Raw genomic sequence first — 19,685 nt, forward strand, 5'->3', positions numbered from 1 at the left:
AACATCGTCGATGAGGATGAGCAGACCGGGGGGCGCGGTCTCGACGAAAAGGGCCCCGGCCGAAGAATCCGGGGGCGCTAGCTCGCGCTGGAGGTAGGAGCCGGCGAGAGCTTGGGACGGGGATGCGACAAGGACCGCGGCGGCCAGAGCCGCCGCGTAGCAGGCCTTGCGTTCCTCGCCTCCAAATCGGGGCCTAGTAGTCGAAACCCACGTAAAATTCGCGCTCCCAACCCGGCTTGACCCTCTGAAAATCCGTCTGTCGGGCCAGATCGTAGCGCAAGACGAAGTAGCCGCCCAGGCTCATCCTCAGCCCGAGGCCGAAGCTCCCCTTGGGGCGCGGGAATTTTTCGAACTTCTCCCAGGCGTTCCCCGCGTCGGCGAACACCGCTCCCTCGATCCCCGGAAGCTCGAGCGATTGGAGCGGAACCCCGAGGACCAGCCTGTCGAACAGAGGGAACCGGTACTCCGCGTTGACCAGGTACATCCGCGTCCCGTAGAGGCTCCGCCGTCCATACCCGCGCAAGGAGTAGGAGCCGCCCATCGCGAATCGCTGCGGATCCGCCCCCGAGCTCACGCGCGACTGGAGCCTCAAGGCTACGGTCGTCCACTGGCTCATGCGCAGGTAGCGCCTGAGATCCGCGCTCACCATCACGTTTTCGGTCCGTCCGTTGTTCCAGTTGGTCGTGAGCGCGCCGGTCAGGTTATACCGGGCGCCGTCGCGCGGCCCCGTCGAGAACCAGAGCGCGTTGTCCCGGACCAAAGACAGGGAGTGCGTCGTGAGGAATCCGCGACGCGACGTTCCGAAGTCGCGCACCTTCTCGTCGTAATAGGCTTGCGCCGTACCCTCGATGCGGCTGAATCGTGAAAAGGGGTAGCTCGCGAGGATGGAAGCTCCCGCTTTCCGCTCGAAGTACTGCGCCCCGATCGCGTCTTCGTAGTCCCCCGCCGTGTGGAACACGCCGAGGCCGTAGTTCCAGCGGTGCTGAAGGTTGATGTACCAGGCCCCTCCGCTCATCCGGGAGAGGATCTCCGAGGTGGACTGGGCCGTGTTTCCCAACTGGAAGTAGAACAGATGGTTTCCCAGCAAATCGCTGACCGCGCCTTGGAGCCCCTCGCCGATGTTCTCGGTCGGCTCCACGGCGATCCCGCCCTGGACGAGGTCGAGCCCGTAGCGGGGCTCGTAAGGCATCGGGTGCTGCGTCGAACGCGCGAGCGTGTCTTCCCACCGCCATGGCGACGGCACGTCGACGGTCTCGAGCGAGAAGGAGTCCACCACCTGATCGGGGACGGGCATCTGGTACACGGCGAAGCCGCCGCGACGGTAGCCCGTGAAGAGAATTCCCTTGCCGTCCGGGAGCCACGAAGGGTCCATGGCCGCACCAAGCAGCCGTTTGAACCGCCCGCCGTCCCCGTTGGGGTTCACGGCGTAGAGGTCCGACGATCCGCTTCGGTCCGAAGCAAATGCGATCCGGCTGCCGTCCGGGGACCAGGCCGGCGTTTGATCCGTCCACGCGCCGCACGTGAGGTAGCGGATCGCAAGGGTCTCCGTATCGATGAGGAAAAGATTCTGGTGGCCGTCGGCGCCGAACCGCGTCCGGTCCGAGCTGAACGCGATCTGCTTTCCGTCGGGCGACCACGTCGGATCGAGGTCGGTGTAGAAGTCGTTGGTGAGCCGGCTCAGCACCTTCGTCGTGCGGTCGAACACGTAGAGGTCCATCTGCCCCGAAGGCTTGAGCCCGGCAACGGCGATCTTCGTTCCCTCCCGATTCCAAGCCGGCGACGAGAGGGCGATCAGGTCATCGAGATACTCGCGGACAAGAACCTTCTTGGCCGTCACGTCGTAGACGAAGAGCGCGTCCCGCTCGTTCCACTTCGAGACGAACGCCAGCTCCCCCTTGCGGGAAACATCGATGCGGCTTTGGAAGGGATGGAACGATTCGAATTGCGCCGCGCGCTGCCCGCGCACCACCGAGCGAACGTCCTGCTCGCGCCCGCGCCACGATGCGCTGTAGATGTTCGTGTAGCCGCTGCGCGCGGAGATGAAGAAGTAACGGCATCCGCCGAAGAGCGTCGAATCAGGGACCGCGACCGGTTTCAGATTCACTCCCTGCGAGCCGGCGCGTTCCTCCCCCGCCAGCGCGAGCGTCATCCGGTCCTTCACCTCGGGAAAATACTGCCGCTTCAGACGGTAGATCCAATCGTCGGAGAGCCGGCGCGTCGGGACCCCCGTCACGCGTTGGAGCAGCTTCTCGAAACGGTCGTCCTTGTAGATTTCCGTGTAGAGACGCCTCAGCGCGTCATCCCCGTAGGTCTCGCCGATGTACTGGCAGAGGCTCTGCCCGAGCTTGTAGACCGCGAACGTCCCGTTGTACCGCCACAGGTCCTGGATGCCCGGAAGGCGATCCTCGAGGACCATGTCGCCCACCACCATGGTTCCCTGCGAGTCCCACGAGGTGGACCAGTACTCCGCGAGCCCCTCGGAGAACCAAAGCGGTGGCACGACATAGGAGGCCTTGCGGTGCTTCTTGTACACCTCCTCCAAGATGGAGAGCTGGAAGACGTGCACCAGCTCGTGATGGATCACATGGCGAAATTCGGCGAAGGATCCCGTGTAGGGGAGCACGACGCGACCCTTCGAAAACTCGGTGAACCCCTGCACGCCCTCGGGAAGGGAGTACGGGCTCACGTTCGTCTGCTCGAAATGCTGGTGCGAGGAGTAGACGATGAGCGGGATCGAGCGCGAGACCTCGTGCTGGAACTTGCCTTTCAGATCTTGATAGCTCTCTTCCGCGAGCGTGAGCGCCACGCGGGCAAGCGGCTCTTCCTCCGGATAGTAGAAGATCTCCACGTGATCGCCGCGAAGCGTCAGCCATTGAAATGAGTTGTAATGCACCTTGTTCTTCCCGAACGCGAAGGACTGGGCGTGCGAGAGAGCCGGCGCGAAAGCAGAGGTGGACGCGATCGCGAGGAGACCGACGAGGAGCCTAATCTTCTTCATTCGGGTGCGGCCTCGGAGTAAGACCCGCCCGGCGAGACGACTCGAGGGAGAATGCATCAAGTAGTATACCAGCGCCGCGCGTCCGGACCAAGAAGGTTCGGCCGCCGGAGCGCGCAATTATACGGATATACCGTAGACGGGCTCTCCCGCCACCCACACCCGCCTGACCTTCGCCCGGTGCAGGCTCTGCGGATCCATCCGCAGCAGATCCTGGTCGAATACGACCAAATCCGCCCCCCAACCGGGCTCGATCCGCCCGAGCGGCGTCCGCCAGCCCGCCATCCGATTGGGCTCCTCGAGATGCGCCTTGAGGGCGCGCCCGAGCCCGATCCTCTGCTCGGGGTGAAACGCTTCGGATTCCGGCTCACCGCCCCTCCGGCGGAGCAGCGCCGCCTGTAGGGCGAGGAGCGGTCCGGCGCGATCGTAGGGAGCGTCGGACCCGAAGAGAAGCCGCGCGCCCGCGCGGGACAGCGTCCTCCACGCGTAGGAGCGGCTCGTGCGGGCGCCCCATTTGCGCGCGGCGACCTTGCGGTCGGTGACCTGATGGATGGGCTGAACCGATGCGAGAACGCCAAGTCCCTTGAACCGGGGAATATCCTCTTCCCGTGCGAGTTGAACATGTTCGATCCGGGGCGGGAGCGGAAAGCCGCCGCCTTGAATCGAGGCTTCGATCGCGTCGAGCGCGTTCCGCACCGCCCGGTCTCCGATCGCGTGGATCGCGACGGTGAGGCCGGCCTTCCGGGCGCGTGTGCACCGATCCGCGAGCTCGGCGGGTGAGATGACTTCGGTCCCCGTGCCCGTATTATCGTCGTACTCTTCCTCGAGCAAAGCGGTTCCCGATCCGAGCGTCCCGTCGGCGAAAAACTTCACCGGACCGATCCGCAGGCGGTCGTTTCCCCACCCGCTGCGCAGCTCGAGTTGTTCGGCGCATTCGAGCTTCGCGGCGGGGACCGAGACGAGGAGCCGGAACGGGAGCTGGTCCCGTTCGCTGAGCCGCTGCGCCGCGCTCCAGATGTCCGTGCGGTCGAAGTCGTGCGCGCCCGTGATTCCGAGCGAATGCGCCTTGCGGATCGCGCGCCCGAGCTCCTCGGCCGGATCGCGTTGGCGCTTTACGAAGGGGCTGATCAGGGACACCGCCTGCTCGATCAGGATTCCGGTGAGATCCCCTGTCGGGTCTCGATCGACGGCCCCTCCGGAAGGAGTCGTGGTGCCTGGGCCGATGCCGGCGGCCCGGAGCGCCGCGCCGTTCGCCCACACGGAGTGCCCGTCGGCCGCGTACAGGATGAGCGGGCGCGAGGGGAGCGAGCGGTCCAGAATCGCCAGGCGCTTCAGCTCGCGTGGCCACTCGCGCGGGACCCAGCCTCTGATCGTGACCCACTCCCCCTCCGCTGCCCGCTCCTGCGCGATGCGGACCGCGCGGGCCAGACCCTCGGGCGACTGCTCGGCCAGCCATGCGTCGCTCAAGGCTCGGATCCAGGTCAGGAGGTGGATATGGGAATCGACGAATCCCGGCGTGAGGGTTCCACCGCGCAGGTTCACGGCACGCACATCGCGGCCCGCCCCGCGCCGCAGCGACTCGAGCGGCCCCACGGCTTCGATCCGGTCCCCGCGAACGAGCACCGCCTCGCGGTATCGATCGCGGACCCGCGCTCCGGCCCGGCGCGCGTCGAGGATGCGCCCGCCGTGGAAAAGCCACCCCGCTTCGGCCCTGCGCGCCGGCCTTTTCACCGACGAGCCACCTGATCCGCCACCCAGGCCAGATAGCTCGGCTCCCCCGCCGCGATCTTGAGAACGAGAATTTCCGGGACCCGATCCGGGTGGGACTCGCGGATCAACCGGACCGCATCCCTCGCGCGGGAGGCTGTGGTCTTCCCATAGAGAAGCGCGCCCGCTTCGGCGACTTCGCGGCCCTCCCAGAAATAGAACGCGCGCGCCGGGGCGCTCACCGTGGCGCAGGCGAGCACGCGGCCTCGGACCAGGAGTCGGGCGGCGCGCTCCGCCGCGGCGCGGCGGGGGTAGGCCACGAGGATCAACACGGCGCGCGGGACGCGCCGGGAGGGAGCCGTCCCGGGTCTAGCGGCTCGCGCGCGCCGCGCCTTGGGCATGCGATCGGCCTCCCAGACTCTCTTCGAGGGCGCGCTCGATCCGATCCGCCGTGCGCTCCCATGAAAATTCCTGAATTTTCGATCGCCCGCGCGCGGCGAGCGCCAAGCGCCGGTCGGGGTCGCGCAGGAGCGCGCCGACGGCGCGGGCCAGGGCCCAGCTCCATCTCCAGCGAACCACGCTCGCGGTAACGCCGTCGACGGCGAAGTCCTCCGTTCCGCTCCGGGTGCAGACGAGCGCGGCCCCGCACGCCATCGCCTCGGCTGCCGTGTTGCACCACCCCGCGCGCCGCTCCGCGCTCACGAATAGATCCGCCCCGCCATAGAGATCCGCCAGCTCCCGTTGGCTGGGGTTCAGCACCCACCGATGCGCGATGCGGAGCGGTCGCGGAAGCGAGGGCCTCTCCGCCCCGTCCGGCGGGGCGTCGAAGAGCGTCAGCGTGACCGGCACGCCGGCGGCGGCCGAAGCCCGCTCGACGGCGCGCGCGGCGGCCCACGTTCCCTTTCGCCTTCGTGAGACGCGCCCGTATACGAGGACGTGCGCCGGTTCGCCGGTTCGGGCGGCGCGGCGACCCCCCTCGGGCGGGCGAAAGAAGCCCACGTTCACTCCGCCGGACGCGTCTTCCGCACGGACTCCCCTTCGCGCGAGATAGCGCCGCATGCCCGCCGAGTTCGCGAGCACAAGGTCTGCGGATCGGAGGGCGCGCTCCTCGAACGGCGCGCGCTCCAGCACCGAGTAAAAGACGCGAAGCGCGCCCGGGGCGCGGGAGGCGACGAACAGCTCCGGATCGGGCGACAGCAGGACGTCCCACGCGCCGAACGGGAGCTCGGACAAAGGAAGGATCGCCCCCGAAAACGGAACCCACGGTTGCCCGGATACGCCCTCCGGGATCAGGATCGCGACGTCGTGACCGCGTCGGATCCAGATCTCCCCCAGCTCGAGGAAACGGCGGATGCCCCCGTAGACACCCAGGTGCGGGAGCGCCAACGCCATGTGGAGCGGGTTCATCGGAGCGCGGAGTTTACATTTGCCCTCCGCCGACCGGGTGCACTAAATTGGAATGCTATGGCTCCGAACGGCAAACGCACGTGCGCCGAGTGGCTGAGCTTCGTCTCCTCGCTTCCGGGCGTTCCGGGCCAAGAGGCGGCGGCCGCGCGCGAGTTGATGAAAGCATTCCGCACGGTCGCGGATCGCGTGGAGCGTGACCGCATGGGGAGCGTGTATGCCTGGATCGAGGGCGTGGGCGTGCCGCCCCGCCCCAGGGCGCTCCTCGCGGCGCACATGGACAAGATCGGCTTCCTCGTCCGCGCGATCGAGCCGGGCGGGTTCCTCAGGGTGAGCGAGGTCGGCGGGTTCGACTCGCGCACCCTGCCGGGCAAGGAAGTGGTCGTTCATTCGAACCCGCCGATGATCGCGGTCTTCGGAACGCGCCCGCCGCATCTGCAGAAGCCCGGCGAGGCCGATCGGCCGATCCAGCTCGAGGATCTCTACCTGGACTGCGGGCGCCCCGAGCGCGACGTGCGGCGCAAGGTCCCGATCGGAACCATGGTGACGCTGCGCCAGCCCCCGATCGAGCTTCTGAGGGATCGCATGGCCGCGCCCGGGATGGATGACCGGGCCGGCGTGGTCGTGATGCTCCGCACGCTCGAGCTTCTGCGCGCCAAGCGTCCCGCGTGGGACGTGGTCGCGGTGGCCACGGTGGAGGAGGAGTTCGGCGTCGTGTGCCTCGGCGCGCGCACCGCCGCGGAGCGTCTCGCGCCCGATCTGGGCATCGCGATCGACGTGAGCCATGGCGACATGCCCGGCGCGCGCGAGGGGGACACGGTTCCCCTGGGCAGCGGACCCGCCCTCGCGATCGGCGGGAACATCCACCCGATGATTCTCGACGGGCTCAAGCGCTCCGCGAAAGCGCTCGCGATGCCGCACCGGATCGAGCCGTGCCCCACCGGGTCGGGAACCGACGCGATGGACATCCAGATCGCGAGCGAGGGCGTCCCGACCGCGGTCGTCGGGATCCCGTGCCGCTACATGCATACCGGCGTCGAGACCGTGGAGCCGCGCGACGTGGATCGCTGCGCGCATCTTCTCGCCCGGTACCTCTCCGATCTCTCCCCCGGATGGCGGGCGCTCGAGGTGCTGAAGTGAACGGCAACGGAGCGCCCCGCTTCCAGGAAGGAATTCTCGAGGCGATCTCGAACGCCCCCGGCGTGAGCGGAGGCGAGGAGGCTGTCCGCGCGATCCTCACCGAGGTCGCGCGCGAGCGCGTCGATTCCCTGGAGGTCGACCCGATGGGAAGCCTCGTCGCGCGAATCGAGCCGGCGAGTCGCCCCCGGGGCGCGGGAAAGCCCCGCGGCGCGCGGCGCGCGGGCCGGGGTCCGCACGTGATGCTTTGCGCGCACATGGACGAGGTCGGCCTCATGGTGACCGCGGTGGAGAAGGAGGGCCGGCTCCGGTTCCGGCGCGTCGGCGGGATCGACCCGCGGATTCTGCCCGGCCAAGCGTTCCGGATCGGACCGCGCGCCGTGCCCGGGGTGATCGGCGCGCTGCCGCCCCATCTCGTTCCGCGCGCGGACCGCGACAAGGTCACGCTCGCCGAGGACCTCTACCTCGACATCGGCGCCGGCTCGCGCGAGGAAGCGGAGGAACAGGTCTCGGTGGGTGAATACGCCGCCTTCGATACGACGTACGAGGGGTGGGGCACCACGCGGAAGGGAAAGGCGTTCGACGACCGCGCCGGATGCGCCGTGCTCGCGAGCCTGATCCAGAGGCGCCCGCCGGTGCCTGTGACCGCGGTCTGGAGCGTCCAGGAGGAGGTCGGCCTTCGCGGGGCGGCCGCGGCCGCGCGGCGCGTCGGCCCCGACCTCGCGATCGTGCTCGAGGGGACCGCCTCAGGCGAGGCGCCGGGCTCGCCCCCCGAGGAGCAGTATCCCTTCATGGGCCGCGGGCCGGCCCTGACCATCCAGGATCGCTCGCTCATGGCGCACGCGCGGCTCCTCGATTCGATCCAGACAACCGCGAAGCGGCACCGCGTCCCGACGCAGTGGAAACGCCCCGGCGTGGGCGGCACCGACGCGGGCCGCATCGCCATCTCGGGCGCCGGGGTCCCGTCCGCGGTCGTCTCGGTTGTCTGCCGCTACATCCACGCGCCCGCGGCCTATCTCGACGTGCGCGACGCGCAACGGGCCGTCACCTTGATCTGGCACACCCTCGAGACCCTGAGAAAGGAATGGCCGTGAGCCGATCCTCCCATCTCGATTCGCTGCTCCCGGCATTGAGCGAGGCGTACGGCCCGCCGGGGCGCGAGACGGGAATCCGCGCCGCATTGAAGCGCGCTCTCAAGGGCGCGGGGTTGGTGCGCGAGGACGCGCTTGGAAATGTGCACCTTCATATCGCGGGCAAAGGGCCGCGGCTCCTCCTGACGGCCCACATGGACGCGCCCGGGCTGATCGTCACGCGCGTGGACCCCTCTGGGCTCGCGCGGGTGTCCATCTTGGGCCAGACCTCCGCGGTGGATTGGGTCGGCGCCACGGTGACGCTGGACGGCACCGCCCGCGGCGTGGTCGGCTGGGACCGCCCCAAGGACCCGAAGGAGACGCGCGAGATCGAGCCCGAGGCGCTTTACTTGGAAACGGGCCTGCGCCAGCGGCAAGCGCCGAAACGCATCGAGGTCGGCGCGGTGGGCGCGCTGCTCGACCGGGCGGAGCGGCTGGGCGAGCTCTGGCACGGCGGCAATCTGGATAACCGCGCGGGGTGCGCCGCGATTCTCGCGGCGGTCCGGGGCACGCGTGGGATTCGGAGCGACCTCCACGTTGTCTTCAGCGCCCAGTCGGATCTCGGCGCGCGCGGCGCGGCGACGAGCGCCTTCGGGATCGACCCCGACGTGGCGGTGGTCCTGGACGTGGCCTTCGTGGGAGAATCGAGGGGACCGGGTGACATCGCGCTCGGGAAGGGGCCGTGCCTCGGGCTCAAAGAGGAAGGGTATCTCCCCCACCCGGCGGCGCTCGCCCTGGTGAAGCGCGCTGCGAAGACTGCGCGGGTACCGCACCAGTGGCTCATCCGCGAATCGGGCGGGAGCGACGCGCGCGCGGTGCGCGCCTCGAGGTCGGGAGTGCCGACCGCGCTCGTCGCGATCCCGGCGCGAAGGCCCGGCGGCCCGCGCGTCCTGATCCACGCGTCGGATCTCGAAGAGACCGTCAAGCTCCTGCGAGGGATCGTGACGACCCCCTACACCGGAGAGAAAGGTTCCCGATGAACGTCTCGACCCGAGGCACCAAGGCCCAGGCATCCCCGATCCGACGCTTGGCCCCCTACGCCGATCAGGCGGTGAGGAGCGGCAGGAAGGTCTATTACCTGAACATCGGCCAGCCCGACATCCCGACCCCCGAGATCGTGATGGAGCGGCTCAGGACCTACCCGGGGAAATACGTGCCGTACAGCCCCTCGGGCGGAATTCCCGAATTCGTGGAGGCGATGTCGCGCTACTACGCGCAGCACGGCCTCGAGGTCGCACCGAAGGAGATGATCACCACGGTCGGCGGAAGCGAGGCGCTCCAGTTCGCGTTCTGGGCGCTCTTCAACCCGGGCGACGAGGTAATCCTCTTCGAGCCCTTCTACACGAACTACGCCACGATGGCCCTCCTGGCAGGGGTCGACGTGAAGCCGATCCCCTGCGACGGGAGGACCGGGTACCACCTCCCGCCGATCGAGGCGATCGAGCGGGCGGCCGGCCCCCGCACGAAGGGGATTCTTCTTTGCGCGCCCTCGAACCCGACCGGGACGGCCTACACCGCGGCCGAAGTGGACGCGATCTGCGATCTCGCGAAGCGCCGCGATCTCTGGATCATCACCGACGAGGCCTATCGCGAGTTCATCTACGACGGCATGAAGCACGAGAGCCCGATGACGCGGCCCGCCGTGGCGGAGCGGGTGGTCCTCGTGGATTCGATCTCGAAGCGGCTCAACATGTGCGGCGCCCGGGTGGGAACCTTGGTCTCGAAGAACCCGGCGGTGCGCGAGGCCGCGCTCAAGTTCGCCCAGGCGCGGCTGAGCCCGCCCACCTTGGGCCAATGGGCGGCCGCGGTGATCGACAAGGTGCCCGCCTCGTACACGCAGGGCGTCGTCGCCGAGTATCGGAAACGGCGCGATCTCGTTCTCGACGGCCTGGCCGGGATCGCGGGCGCGTTCGCGCGAAAACCGGAGGGGGCGTTCTACCTCATGGCCGAGCTGCCGGTCACGGACGCGGAAGAGTTCGTGATCTGGATGCTCAAGGAATACAAGCAGGACAACGCGACGGTCATGGTCGCGCCGGGGGACGGTTTTTACGCCACGCCGGGTCGCGGGAAGAACGAGATCCGCTTCGCCTACGTGCTCGAATGCGACGCGCTCCGCAAGTCGATGGACATCCTGAAGGGCGCGCTCGAGGCCTACCCGGTGAAGGTGGCGCGGTAGGGCGCGGAATGGCGGAGGAGCCGCGCAGACCGGGATCCGGGCCTAACTGAACAGCGCCCGCACGCCCTGGCGGGCGGCTTCCATCCACCCCCCGGGGAAAATCCCCACACCGAGCGTCGCGACCGACGTCGCGAGGAGGGCGGCGCCGATGGCCGCTGGCACCCGGATCGGGGGCAGCACTTCCCCGGGCTCCCGCATGTACATCAGCACGAGCAGGCGCAGGTAATAGAACACCGACACCGCGCTGTTCAGCACGCCGATCACGGCGAGCGGAATGTGGCCCGTCTGGACGGCCGCGCCGAAGAGATAGAGCTTCCCCACGAACCCCACCGTGGGCGGTATTCCAGACAAAGAAATCATGAAGAGCGAGAGCGTCGCGCCGATGAGGGGATAACGGAACCCGAGTCCCGCGTAGTCGCGAAGCTCGTCTCCGCCGACGCCTCTGTGCTCGAGGAGGATCACGACCGCGAAGGCGCCCAGATTCATGGCCGTGTACGCGAGCAGATAGAAGATCGCGCCGGTTCCCCCGGCGTTTCCCCCCGCCACCAGCCCGATCAGGACATAGCCCGAGTGAGCGATGCTCGAGTAGGCAAGCATCCGCTTCACGTTCGTCTGCGCGATCGCCGCCACGTTCCCCACGGTCATCGTGAGCGCGGCGATCACCGAGAGGAGCATGTTCCAGTCGCCGTGGATCGGCCCGAACGCGACGAAGAACGTGCGGAGGAACGCCGCGAAGGCTGCCGCCTTGGGGCCGGCCGACATGAACGCCGTGATCGGAGTGGGCGCGCCCTCGTACACGTCGGGCGTCCACATGTGAAACGGCACGAGGGCCACCTTGAACGCGAATCCAATGAGGATCATCGCCATCCCGGCGAGGAGCAGCCCCGCCGGGAACGCAGCCTCGGCCGTCGTGAGCGCCTCGGCGATCTTGCTCAGGTTCGTGGTCGCGGTCGCGCCGTAGGTGAGCGCGATACCATAGAGCAGAATCGCGGAGGCGAAGGCGCCCAGGAGGAAATACTTCATCGCGGCTTCGTTCGAGGCATCCGAGCCCCGGCGGTAGCCCGCCAGGACGTAGAGGGAGATCGAGAGCACCTCGATCCCCAGGAAGAGCGTGATCAGATCGAGCGCGGATGCGAGGAGCATCATCCCCGCCGTGCAGAAGAGAAGGAGCGCGTAGTACTCGGGCTGCTCCACCGTTTCCGACCGGAGGAAGGGTTCCGAGAGGAGGATGGTCACGAAGGTGCTCGCGAGGAAAAGAAGGTTGAACAGGGTCGCGAGGTCGTCCAGCACCACCATGTCGGCGTAGCCCCTCTGCTCCAGGCCCCACTGCCCCACCGCGCGTACGAACGCCCACGCCACGCCCGCCAGGGCGATGGTCCCGGTCCAGTGTTTCTTCGAGTGCGGCAGCACGAGATCGAGAAGCAGGATCGCGAATCCGACGCCGCACACGATGAGGAGCGGCTCGATCATGCCCAGCGGGGTCGAGATCGGGAGCAGGTTCACTTGGCCCCCTCGGCGCTCGCCGGGACGGCCATCGAGGGCGACGCGGGCGGCGCCTTCAGCGACAAGGTATGCGTGCGGACGCGTCCCAGAAGCTCCGAGACCGAGACGTCGAGCCTGCGAAGGAACGGGTTGGGATACACGCCGATCCAGATGATGAGGAGAATCACCGGGGCGAGGGTCCAGAACTCGCGCTTCGTGAGGTCGGGCAGCCCGCGATTTTTCTCGTGGGTGATCGGCCCGAACATCACGCGTTGGTACATCCAGAGCAGGTAGACCGCCGCGAGGATGACCCCGACGGCGGCGATCGCGCTCACGAGCGGCCACGCGCGGAAGGCGCCCAGGAGCACCAGGAATTCCCCGATGAATCCGTTCAGGCCCGGCAGGCCGATGCTGGACAAACAAACGATCATGAACAGCGCCGCGAACCATGGCAACGTCTCGGACAGCCCGCCGAAATCGGCGATCTCGCGCGTGTGGCGGCGCTCGTAGAGGATCCCCACCGCCAAGAAGAGGGCGCCCGTCGAGAGCCCGTGGTTGATCGACTGGAGGATTCCGCCGGAGAGGCCCTGCACGTTCCATACGAAGAGCCCCAGCATGACGAACCCCAGGTGGCTCACGGAGGAATAGGCCACCAGCTTTTTCACGTCGCGCTGGACCATCGCGACCAAAGCTCCGTAGATGATCCCGATCAGCGCCAGCCCAATGATCCAGGGCGTGTAGGTCATCGCCGCCTCCGGGAAGAGCGGCACCGCGAATCGCAGGAATCCGTACACCCCCATTTTGAGCAGCACGCCCGCCAGGATCACGCTTCCCGCAGTGGGCGCCTCGACATGGGCGTCGGGGAGCCACGTATGGAACGGAAACATCGGAACCTTGATCGCGAAGGCGAGGGCGAAGGCGCCGAAGAGCCAGAGCTGCGTGCCAGGATCGAGAGCCGTGTCGTAGAGCTGGAGCAGATCGAACGTGTAGACGCCCGTCGTGGCATGGTGGGCGACGTAGAGTTTGAGGATGCCGACCAGCATGACGAGGCTCCCCGCGACGGTGTACAGGATGAACTTCACCGCGGCGTAGACGCGCCGGGGACCGCCCCAGACCCCGATGAGGAGGTACATCGGGATGAGCATCACTTCCCAGAAAATGTAGAAGAGAAAGAGATCGAGCGACACGAAGACGCCGATCATCCCGGTCTCGAGGAGCAGGAAGGTCACCATGTAGGCCTTCACGCGCGTCGTGATCGCCGAGAAGGAGGCGAGGATGGATACCGCCGTGAGCAGGGTCGTGAGCAGGATCAGGAGCATACTGATCCCGTCCAGGCCCATGTGGTAGGTGATCCCCAAATCAGGCACCCACGCCGACTGCTCCGTGAACTGCATGCCGCGTTGGGTGGAATCGAACAAGGTGAAGAGCGGTATCGACGCGGCGAACGTGAAGAGCGACACGAGGAACGCCGTCACGCGCACCGTTCGGGGCTTGGAGGATGGCAGCAGCAAGATGAGGAGCGCCCCCACGGTCGGGAAAAACGTCAGGAACGTGAGAATCGGCACGCCCAGAATCGTGAGGGTCATCGGAGCGCCAGGTAGCCGATCACGACCACCGCCCCGAGCGTGAGGATGAGCGCGTAGACCTGCACGTAGCCGACCTGGGCGAGCCTCAAGAGGCCCGCGCCGCGCTCGATCTGCCGGCCCACTCCGTTCACCGCCCCGTCGATCACCGCGGCGTCGAACCGCTCCCAGAGCCGCACCGAGCCACGGTAGAGGGGCTGTACCACCCAGGAGTCAACCATCTCGTCCACCCAGTACTTGTTGAAGACGAGCCGGTAGGCTCCCCTCATCTGCTCCGCGAGCCGCCGCGGGAGGTCCGGGTCGGCAACGTAGAACTTGTACGCAACGAAGATCCCCACCAAGGCGACCGCGAGCGAGATGGCCATGAGACCGGCCTCGGCTCCCGCCGCGTTGGCCGCGTGCGCCGCCGGTGTGAGATCCGCCGCGTCGGCGAAGACCGGCTCCAAGAACCTGTCGAGCCGCTGCCCGCCGGCCAGGAGCGGAACCTGCACGAACCCACCGATCGCGCTCAAGACCGCGAGAAGCATGAGCGGGATCGTCATGCTGTTCGGGGATTCGTGAAGGTGCTGCTTCGCCCCCTCGGGCACGCGCGAGGGACCGTGGAAGGTGAGGAAATAGAGCCTGAACATGTAGAACGCGGTCAGAAAGGCGCCGACCACGCCCGCGCACCAGAGCAAGGGTCCCCCGCGGAGCCAGGTCTGATACAGGATCTCGTCCTTGCTGAAGAAGCCCGCCAACGGGAACACGCCCGCTATCGCCAGCGTGCCGATCAGGAACGTGATGTGGGTCCGCCGAAGGTGGCGCCGGAGCCCGCCCATCCTCCAGAGATTCTGCTCCCCCGAAAGCGCGTGGATCACGCTTCCGGCGCCGAGGAACAGGAGCGCCTTGAAGAAGGCGTGGGTCATCAGATGGAAGATCCCCGAAGCGAACGCGCCCACCCCGCAGCCCAGGAACATGTAGCCGAGCTGGCTGATCGTCGAGTAGGCGAGCACCCGCTTGATGTCGTTTTGCACGAGGCCGATCGTGGCCGCAAAGAGCGCGGTCAGGGCCCCCACGATCGCGACCGTCTGGAGCGCCACCGGGGAAAGCAGGTAGAGGATGTGGCAGCGGGCCACCATGTAGACGCCCGCGGTCACCATGGTAGCGGCGTGGATGAGCGCGCTTACCGGAGTCGGCCCCTCCATCGCGTCGGGCAGCCAGACGTAGAGCGGAAGCTGCGCGCTCTTCCCGGTCGCGCCGAGGAACAGAAGCAGCGCGATCGTGGTCGCGAGCGCGCTCCCCATCGCGAGCCGCTGCGGCGCCTGCGCGAACACGGTCGCGAAATCGACGGTGCCGAAGGTGACGAAAATCAGGAAGATCCCGAGCAGGAATCCCCAGTCGCCGATGCGGTTCACGATGAAGGCCTTCTTCCCCGCTTCGGCGGCCGCGGGCCGCTGGTACCAGAACCCGATCAAGAGATAGGAGCAGAGCCCCACAGCCTCCCACCCCAGGAACATGAGGAGGAAGTTGTCCGCGAGGACCAGCGTGAGCATCGAGAACGTGAAGAGATTCAGGTACGAGAAATACCGGCCGTACGCCTGCTCGTGGCCCATGTAACCGGTCGAGTAGACGTGGATCAGGAAGCCGACGCCGGTCACGACGAGCATCATCACGGCGCCGAGGGGATCCAGCGCGTACCGAACCTCGGCGTGGAAGTCTCCCGATTGGACCCAGGTGAAGAGCCCCTGCGTCACGCGGCGCGCTTCGGGCGGAAGCGCGAGCAGCTCGCTGAAGCACGCGATCGCGATCGCGAACGAAAGCCCCACCGAGCCGACTCCGATCGCGCTCACCGCCTTCCGCGGCAGCTTCCCGGCGGACACCCCGTTCAGGATGGCGCCCAGGAGCGGGAAGAGCGGCACGAGCCAGAGGAGGGTCAGTCCCACGCGCTATCCTTTCAGGAGGTGGACATCGTCCACGCTCGCGGTCTCACGATTTCGGAAAATGGCGACCAGGATCGCGAGGCCGACCACCACTTCCGCCGCGGCGACCGCCATCACGAAGAAGACGAAGATCTGCCCGTCCATCTGGCCGTACTGCCTCGAGAAGGCGACGAAGCTCAGGTTCACCGCGTTCAACATCAGCTCGATCGACATGAAGATGATGAGCGCGTTCCGGCGAACCAACACTCCGACGATCCCGATCGTGAACAGAAGGGCCGCGACGAGCTGGTAATACTCGGTAGGAACGCCGTTCGGATCCATCAGGCGAACTTCCGCTTCGCGAGGACCACGGCCCCGACGACCGCAATCATGAGCAGGATCGAAGTCACCTCGAACGGGAACAGCCACGTGGTGTAGAGGATTCGTCCGATCTCCGCCGGCGATCCGAAGCCCGGAGACAAGGCGGCCACCGCCTCGGGAAGTCCCTCCGAGCCGCCTCGCGACAGGACGATCCAGAGCAGCTCCACGAACGCGATGAACGCGAAGAAAAACCCGAACCCTTTGGCCGCGCCCGGGGTGAGCAGGGGGCTCTCCCCTCTCACGTTCAGGAGCATGACCACGAAGAGGAAGAGGACCATGATCGCGCCCGCGTACACGAGGATTTGGATCGCGGCGATGAACTGGGCGTGGAGCAGAACGAACATCCCGGAGAGGGAGAGAAGCACGCCGACCAGGTGGAGCGCGCAATGAACCGCATTTCTCCGAAAAACCATCCCGAGCGAGAACGCCACCGCCGACAGGGAGAAAAGCGTGAAGAGGATCGCCTCGACCATGGCCGCCTTATCCCGTGAGCGCCACGACGACCGCCGTGACCGCGAGATTGAGGAGCGATAACGGCAGAAGGACCTTCCACCCGAAGGCCATGAGCTGGTCATAGCGAAGGCGGGGGAACGTCGCTCGCAGCCACACGAAGAAGAAAAGGAACAGCGAGAGCTTGATCAGAAACCAGACCACGGGTGGAAGGATCGGTCCGTGCCATCCACCGAAGAAAACGGAGATCGCGACCGCCGAGACCACCATCATGTTCGCGTACTCCGCGAGGAAGTAGAGCGCGAACTTCATCGACGAGAACTCGGTGTGAAAGCCGGCCACCAGCTCGGTTTCCGCCTCCGGCAGGTCGAACGGTGCGCGGTTCGTCTCGGCGATGCCGCAGAGGAGGAAGATCACGAACGCGAAGAACTGCGGCACGATGAACCACATGTGCTCCTGCTGCCGCACGATCCCCGCAAGGCTGAGCGTCCCGGTCATGAGGATCACGCCCACGAGCGAGATGCCCTGAGCCAGCTCGTAGGAGATCATTTGCGCCGAGGAACGAAGCCCCCCCAGGAGGGGGTACTTGCTGTTCGAGGCCCAGCCGCCGAGCACGATTCCGTACACGCCCATCGAGGTCGTTCCCAGGACCCAGAGGATCGCGACGTTCACGTCGGCGATGTGGAGAGGCACCTCACGACCGAACACCGTGACCTTGTCGCCAAAGGGCACGACGCTCAGCGCCACAAAGGCGGTGATCACGGAGAGCGCCGGCGCGAGGAAGAAAACGACCCGGTCCGCCTGGCCGGGGATGATGTCCTCCTTGAAGAAGAGCTTGATGCCGTCGGCGATCGTCTGCAAAAGCCCGAACGGCCCCACGCGCTGGGGCCCGATTCGGTCCTGCATGTGGCCGATCACCTTCCGCTCCATCCACACGATGAAGGGAACCGCGATCAACACGAATCCCAGGACAATCAAGACCTTGACCGCCGATGCGATCAGGAACGCGGCGTCCACGTGGCTACTTCAGCTCTTCCAGAAGCCGATCGACTTGTTGAGGCGTGACGTTTTCGTAGTACCGGTCGTTCACCATGAGTACCGGCGCGGTGCCGCACGAGCCGAGGCATTCGACGGAGACGTACGTGAAGCGTCCGTCCTGAGTGGTCTCGCCGTCCTCCAAGCCGAGCTTGTCCTGGATCTGCTTCTGGAGTCTCTGTCCGCCGAGAAGCGAGCAGGAAAGATTCCGGCACACCTGGATGAGATGGCGGCCGACCGGCTTCTGCTGGAACATGGTGTAGAAGGTGACGACCTGGCGGACCGCCTGAGCCGTGAGCCCCAGGATCGAGGCCACCTCGCGCTGCGTCTCTTCGCTCAGCCAGCCCTGGTCTTCCTGGGCAACGTGAAGCGCGGGGATGAGCGCGGATTGGTGGGTCTCATAGACCGCTTTGAGCGACTCGATCCTCTGGCGCGCCTCCGGCGACAGCACGGGGTCAACCCTCCACGACCGGGAACTGCGCGGACTGCGTCGGGAAATCCTTGCGGAGGGGATGGCCGAGCCAGCCTTCCGGCGTCAGGATCCTCTCCAGATTCGGATGGCCCGAGAAGATCACCCCGAACATGTCGTAGACCTCGCGCTCCATGAAGTTCGCGCCGCGCCACACCGTCGTGGCCGTCGGGACGCTTCCGCCTTCTTCCACCCAGGTCTTGACCAGGATGCGGCGGCTCAAGGTCGGCGAATAGAGGATGTAGACGACCTCGAAACGCGGCTCGCCGGGTTCGCGGTGGGTGTGTCGATCCACCGCCGTGATGTCGGTAAGGTATTCGTAGAGAAGATGGGGGTCGGTGCGAAGGAGCCGGAGCACATCCGGGAAGGCGCTCGTATCCAGCCGGACCGAGAGCTGACCCCGGAACAGCTGCTCCGAACGGTAGGCGCCCGCGAACCGCGCTTTGAGAATTGCGACGATCGAGGACTCGACCGGGCCCAGCGGGGACAGGTCTTCGGGATGGGGCGTCAATCCCACTCGAGCGCGCCTTTCCCCCAGACGTAGACCAGGCCCAGGAGCAGAATCCCCACGAACACCCCCATCTCGATCAGGCCGAAGATCCGGAGCTGCCTGAAGACGATCGCCCACGGGTAGAGGAAGACCGTTTCGATGTCGAACACGATGAAGAGCATGGCGACCAGATAGAAACGGGTGTGGAAGCGCTCCCGCGCCGTCCCGGTCGGCGTGATGCCGCACTCGTAGGGGCTCAGCTTGGCCGGATCGTTCACCCGGGTGCCCAGGAAATGGGACGCGACGAGCGTGAAGACGGCGAAGCCGATCCCCACGATCAGCATCATGAGGATGGGTATGAAGGCCGTGGTCGAGTTGGGATCGACTTGATTCATCGTGATTCCCCGGAGCGCGAAATCGAGGCCCGGACCTACCGCCTCCCAACCTCCCCGACTTCGTGAAAAAAGGTGCTAAGTACGGCAGGATAAAAACTTGGGGGCTCCGCTGTCAAGCCACTTTCTCGAACGTGGGGCGTTCCGCGGGGCCCGCGACGCGGACCACGAGGTGATCCGGATCGTGCTCCAGGAGGAAGAGCCAGCCTTCGCGTGTCGCGTCCCGTAGGATCGCGCGTTTCGTCTCGAGCGTCGTGAGGGGGTGCGTGTCGAATCCCATGATGTACGGCAGCGGCAGGTGCGCGATCGTCGGAACGAGATCGACCGTGTAGAGCGCGCGCGTGCCGGCGACGTCGAAGAACACGCCCTGGTGCCCGACCGTGTGCCCCGGCAATCCCCTGAGGGTTACGCCGGGCAGGATCTCGATGTCCTTGTCGTGGAGCACCAGCTGCCCCGCCTTCTCGATCGGATCGTAGTTCTCCGAGAGATACGACGCACGATTTCGCTCGTTCGGCGGATGTGCGGACTCCCACTCCTGGCGCCGCACGAGGTAATGGGCGCGCGGGAAGGTCGGGCGCACCGCGCCGTCCTCGCCTCGCGTAGTTCCCCCGCCGCAGTGGTCGAAGTGGAGGTGGGTGGTCGCGACAGTGGTGACGTCCTCGGGCTTGATACCCAGCGCCGCGAGATCCTCGAGCAGCGACTCGGGGCGCTCCACGGCGAAGATGTCGCGAAACTTCGGATCGTTCTTCGTGCCGACGCCGGTATCCACCAGCACGTGCTTGCCGTCCCCTTCGATAAGGAGACAGTTCATCGCGAGGCGGATTCGATTTCTCTCGTCGGCGGGAGCGACCTTGTTCCAGAGCACCTTAGGGACGACGCCGAACATGGCGCCGCCGTCCAGGCGGAATCGGCCGCCCGAAACGAAGCGGACCTTGTACGGTCCGATCTCTACGCGT

18 protein-coding genes are annotated in these 19,685 nt (G+C 66.7%); 4 read left to right on the forward strand and 14 right to left on the reverse strand.

Annotated elements, in window-relative coordinates:
• Positions 1 to 193: 193 nt before the first annotated feature.
• Genes E6K76_01910 through E6K76_01925 form a run of 4 tightly spaced genes read right to left on the reverse strand, consistent with a single transcriptional unit; the run spans position 194 to position 6,109 of the window.
• Entirely contained in the window at positions 194 to 3,055 is a 2,862-nt protein-coding gene (locus E6K76_01910; protein TMQ60416.1) for a hypothetical protein, read from the reverse strand.
• 60 nt (positions 3,056 to 3,115) lie between these two features.
• On the reverse strand, positions 3,116 to 4,753 hold the full coding sequence (locus E6K76_01915) for an amidohydrolase (protein ID TMQ60417.1): 1,638 nt from the start codon (positions 4,751 to 4,753) through the stop codon (positions 3,116 to 3,118).
• A complete protein-coding gene (locus tag E6K76_01920; GenBank protein TMQ60418.1) occupies positions 4,723 to 5,103 on the reverse strand; it encodes a divalent-cation tolerance protein CutA in 381 nt (126 codons plus the stop codon). The genes E6K76_01915 and E6K76_01920 overlap by 31 nt, the downstream gene beginning before the upstream one ends.
• Positions 5,072 to 6,109, reverse strand: a complete 1,038-nt coding sequence (locus E6K76_01925) for a glycosyltransferase family 4 protein (GenBank protein TMQ60419.1) — start codon at positions 6,107 to 6,109, stop codon at positions 5,072 to 5,074. Before E6K76_01925 ends, E6K76_01920 begins: the two co-directional genes overlap by 32 nt.
• Before the next feature lie 57 nt (positions 6,110 to 6,166).
• Here E6K76_01925 and E6K76_01930 point away from each other — a divergent pair, with 57 nt between their 5' ends.
• The 4 genes from E6K76_01930 to E6K76_01945 are packed head-to-tail and all read left to right on the forward strand — an operon-like array spanning position 6,167 to position 10,549.
• Entirely contained in the window at positions 6,167 to 7,246 is a 1,080-nt protein-coding gene (locus tag E6K76_01930; protein TMQ60420.1) for a M42 family metallopeptidase, read from the forward strand.
• A complete protein-coding gene (locus tag E6K76_01935) occupies positions 7,219 to 8,337 on the forward strand; it encodes a M42 family metallopeptidase (GenBank protein TMQ60421.1) in 1,119 nt (372 codons plus the stop codon). The genes E6K76_01930 and E6K76_01935 overlap by 28 nt, the downstream gene beginning before the upstream one ends.
• Entirely contained in the window at positions 8,328 to 9,353 is a 1,026-nt protein-coding gene (locus E6K76_01940) for a M42 family metallopeptidase (GenBank protein ID TMQ60422.1), read from the forward strand. The genes E6K76_01935 and E6K76_01940 overlap by 10 nt, the downstream gene beginning before the upstream one ends.
• The gene (locus E6K76_01945) at positions 9,350 to 10,549 is read left to right on the forward strand and encodes a pyridoxal phosphate-dependent aminotransferase (GenBank protein TMQ60423.1); all 1,200 of its coding nucleotides are present in this window, start codon (positions 9,350 to 9,352) and stop codon (positions 10,547 to 10,549) included. Before E6K76_01940 ends, E6K76_01945 begins: the two co-directional genes overlap by 4 nt.
• A gap of 42 nt (positions 10,550 to 10,591) precedes the next feature.
• On the opposite strand, the gene E6K76_01950 is transcribed toward E6K76_01945, so the two are convergent.
• From E6K76_01950 to E6K76_01995, 10 genes are all read right to left on the reverse strand, one after another.
• Entirely contained in the window at positions 10,592 to 12,019 is a 1,428-nt protein-coding gene (locus E6K76_01950) for an NADH-quinone oxidoreductase subunit N (GenBank protein ID TMQ60486.1), read from the reverse strand.
• Between the two features lie 29 nt (positions 12,020 to 12,048).
• A complete protein-coding gene (locus tag E6K76_01955; GenBank protein TMQ60424.1) occupies positions 12,049 to 13,617 on the reverse strand; it encodes an NADH-quinone oxidoreductase subunit M in 1,569 nt (522 codons plus the stop codon).
• Complete coding sequence (gene nuoL / locus E6K76_01960) at positions 13,614 to 15,536, reverse strand: NADH-quinone oxidoreductase subunit L (protein ID TMQ60425.1); 1,923 nt, start codon at positions 15,534 to 15,536, stop codon at positions 13,614 to 13,616. The genes E6K76_01955 and nuoL overlap by 4 nt, the downstream gene beginning before the upstream one ends.
• 3 nt (positions 15,537 to 15,539) lie before the next feature.
• Positions 15,540 to 15,854, reverse strand: a complete 315-nt coding sequence (nuoK, locus tag E6K76_01965; GenBank protein ID TMQ60426.1) for an NADH-quinone oxidoreductase subunit NuoK — start codon at positions 15,852 to 15,854, stop codon at positions 15,540 to 15,542.
• Positions 15,854 to 16,468: an NADH-quinone oxidoreductase subunit J gene (locus E6K76_01970; protein TMQ60427.1), complete on the reverse strand. Its 615-nt coding sequence runs from the start codon at positions 16,466 to 16,468 to the stop codon at positions 15,854 to 15,856. The genes nuoK and E6K76_01970 overlap by 1 nt, the downstream gene beginning before the upstream one ends.
• Positions 16,374 to 17,360 (reverse strand): NADH-quinone oxidoreductase subunit NuoH, encoded by a 987-nt coding sequence (nuoH, locus tag E6K76_01975; protein ID TMQ60428.1) that lies wholly within the window; start codon positions 17,358 to 17,360, stop codon positions 16,374 to 16,376. The genes E6K76_01970 and nuoH overlap by 95 nt, the downstream gene beginning before the upstream one ends.
• A 4-nt stretch (positions 17,361 to 17,364) precedes the next feature.
• Complete coding sequence (gene nuoE, locus E6K76_01980) at positions 17,365 to 17,829, reverse strand: NADH-quinone oxidoreductase subunit NuoE (GenBank protein ID TMQ60429.1); 465 nt, start codon at positions 17,827 to 17,829, stop codon at positions 17,365 to 17,367.
• Positions 17,830 to 17,833: 4 nt separating this feature from the next.
• Entirely contained in the window at positions 17,834 to 18,337 is a 504-nt protein-coding gene (locus tag E6K76_01985) for an NADH-quinone oxidoreductase subunit C (GenBank protein TMQ60487.1), read from the reverse strand.
• A 17-nt stretch (positions 18,338 to 18,354) separates the two neighbouring features.
• A complete protein-coding gene (locus tag E6K76_01990; GenBank protein TMQ60430.1) occupies positions 18,355 to 18,732 on the reverse strand; it encodes an NADH-quinone oxidoreductase subunit A in 378 nt (125 codons plus the stop codon).
• 112 nt (positions 18,733 to 18,844) lie between these two features.
• Positions 18,845 to 19,615: an MBL fold metallo-hydrolase gene (locus E6K76_01995; protein TMQ60431.1), complete on the reverse strand. Its 771-nt coding sequence runs from the start codon at positions 19,613 to 19,615 to the stop codon at positions 18,845 to 18,847.
• Between the last annotated feature and the right edge of the window lie 70 nt (positions 19,616 to 19,685).

It is taken from the genome of Candidatus Eisenbacteria bacterium, from assembly GCA_005893275.1.
Taxonomy (GTDB): Bacteria; Eisenbacteria; RBG-16-71-46; order SZUA-252; family SZUA-252; genus WS-7.

What these genes read in the sequence shown, in the direction of transcription:
- E6K76_01910 (TMQ60416.1), bottom strand. Translation starts at nt 3,055, where the DNA reads ATGCATTCTCCCTCGAGTCGTCTCGCCGGGCGGGTCTTACTCCGAGGC.
- E6K76_01920 (TMQ60418.1), bottom strand. Translation starts at nt 5,103, where the DNA reads ATGCCCAAGGCGCGGCGCGCGCGAGCCGCTAGACCCGGGACGGCTCCC.
- E6K76_01925 (TMQ60419.1), bottom strand. Translation starts at nt 6,109, where the DNA reads ATGAACCCGCTCCACATGGCGTTGGCGCTCCCGCACCTGGGTGTCTAC.
- E6K76_01930 (TMQ60420.1), top strand. Translation starts at nt 6,167, where the DNA reads ATGGCTCCGAACGGCAAACGCACGTGCGCCGAGTGGCTGAGCTTCGTC.
- E6K76_01935 (TMQ60421.1), top strand. Translation starts at nt 7,219, where the DNA reads ATGGCGGGCGCTCGAGGTGCTGAAGTGAACGGCAACGGAGCGCCCCGC.
- E6K76_01940 (TMQ60422.1), top strand. Translation starts at nt 8,328, where the DNA reads ATGGCCGTGAGCCGATCCTCCCATCTCGATTCGCTGCTCCCGGCATTG.
- E6K76_01945 (TMQ60423.1), top strand. Translation starts at nt 9,350, where the DNA reads ATGAACGTCTCGACCCGAGGCACCAAGGCCCAGGCATCCCCGATCCGA.
- E6K76_01950 (TMQ60486.1), bottom strand. Translation starts at nt 12,019, where the DNA reads ATGATCGAGCCGCTCCTCATCGTGTGCGGCGTCGGATTCGCGATCCTG.
- E6K76_01955 (TMQ60424.1), bottom strand. Translation starts at nt 13,617, where the DNA reads ATGACCCTCACGATTCTGGGCGTGCCGATTCTCACGTTCCTGACGTTT.
- nuoK (TMQ60426.1), bottom strand. Translation starts at nt 15,854, where the DNA reads ATGGATCCGAACGGCGTTCCTACCGAGTATTACCAGCTCGTCGCGGCC.
- E6K76_01970 (TMQ60427.1), bottom strand. Translation starts at nt 16,468, where the DNA reads ATGACCAGCTCATGGCCTTCGGGTGGAAGGTCCTTCTGCCGTTATCGC.
- E6K76_01990 (TMQ60430.1), bottom strand. Translation starts at nt 18,732, where the DNA reads ATGAATCAAGTCGATCCCAACTCGACCACGGCCTTCATACCCATCCTC.
- E6K76_01995 (TMQ60431.1), bottom strand. Translation starts at nt 19,615, where the DNA reads ATGTTCGGCGTCGTCCCTAAGGTGCTCTGGAACAAGGTCGCTCCCGCC.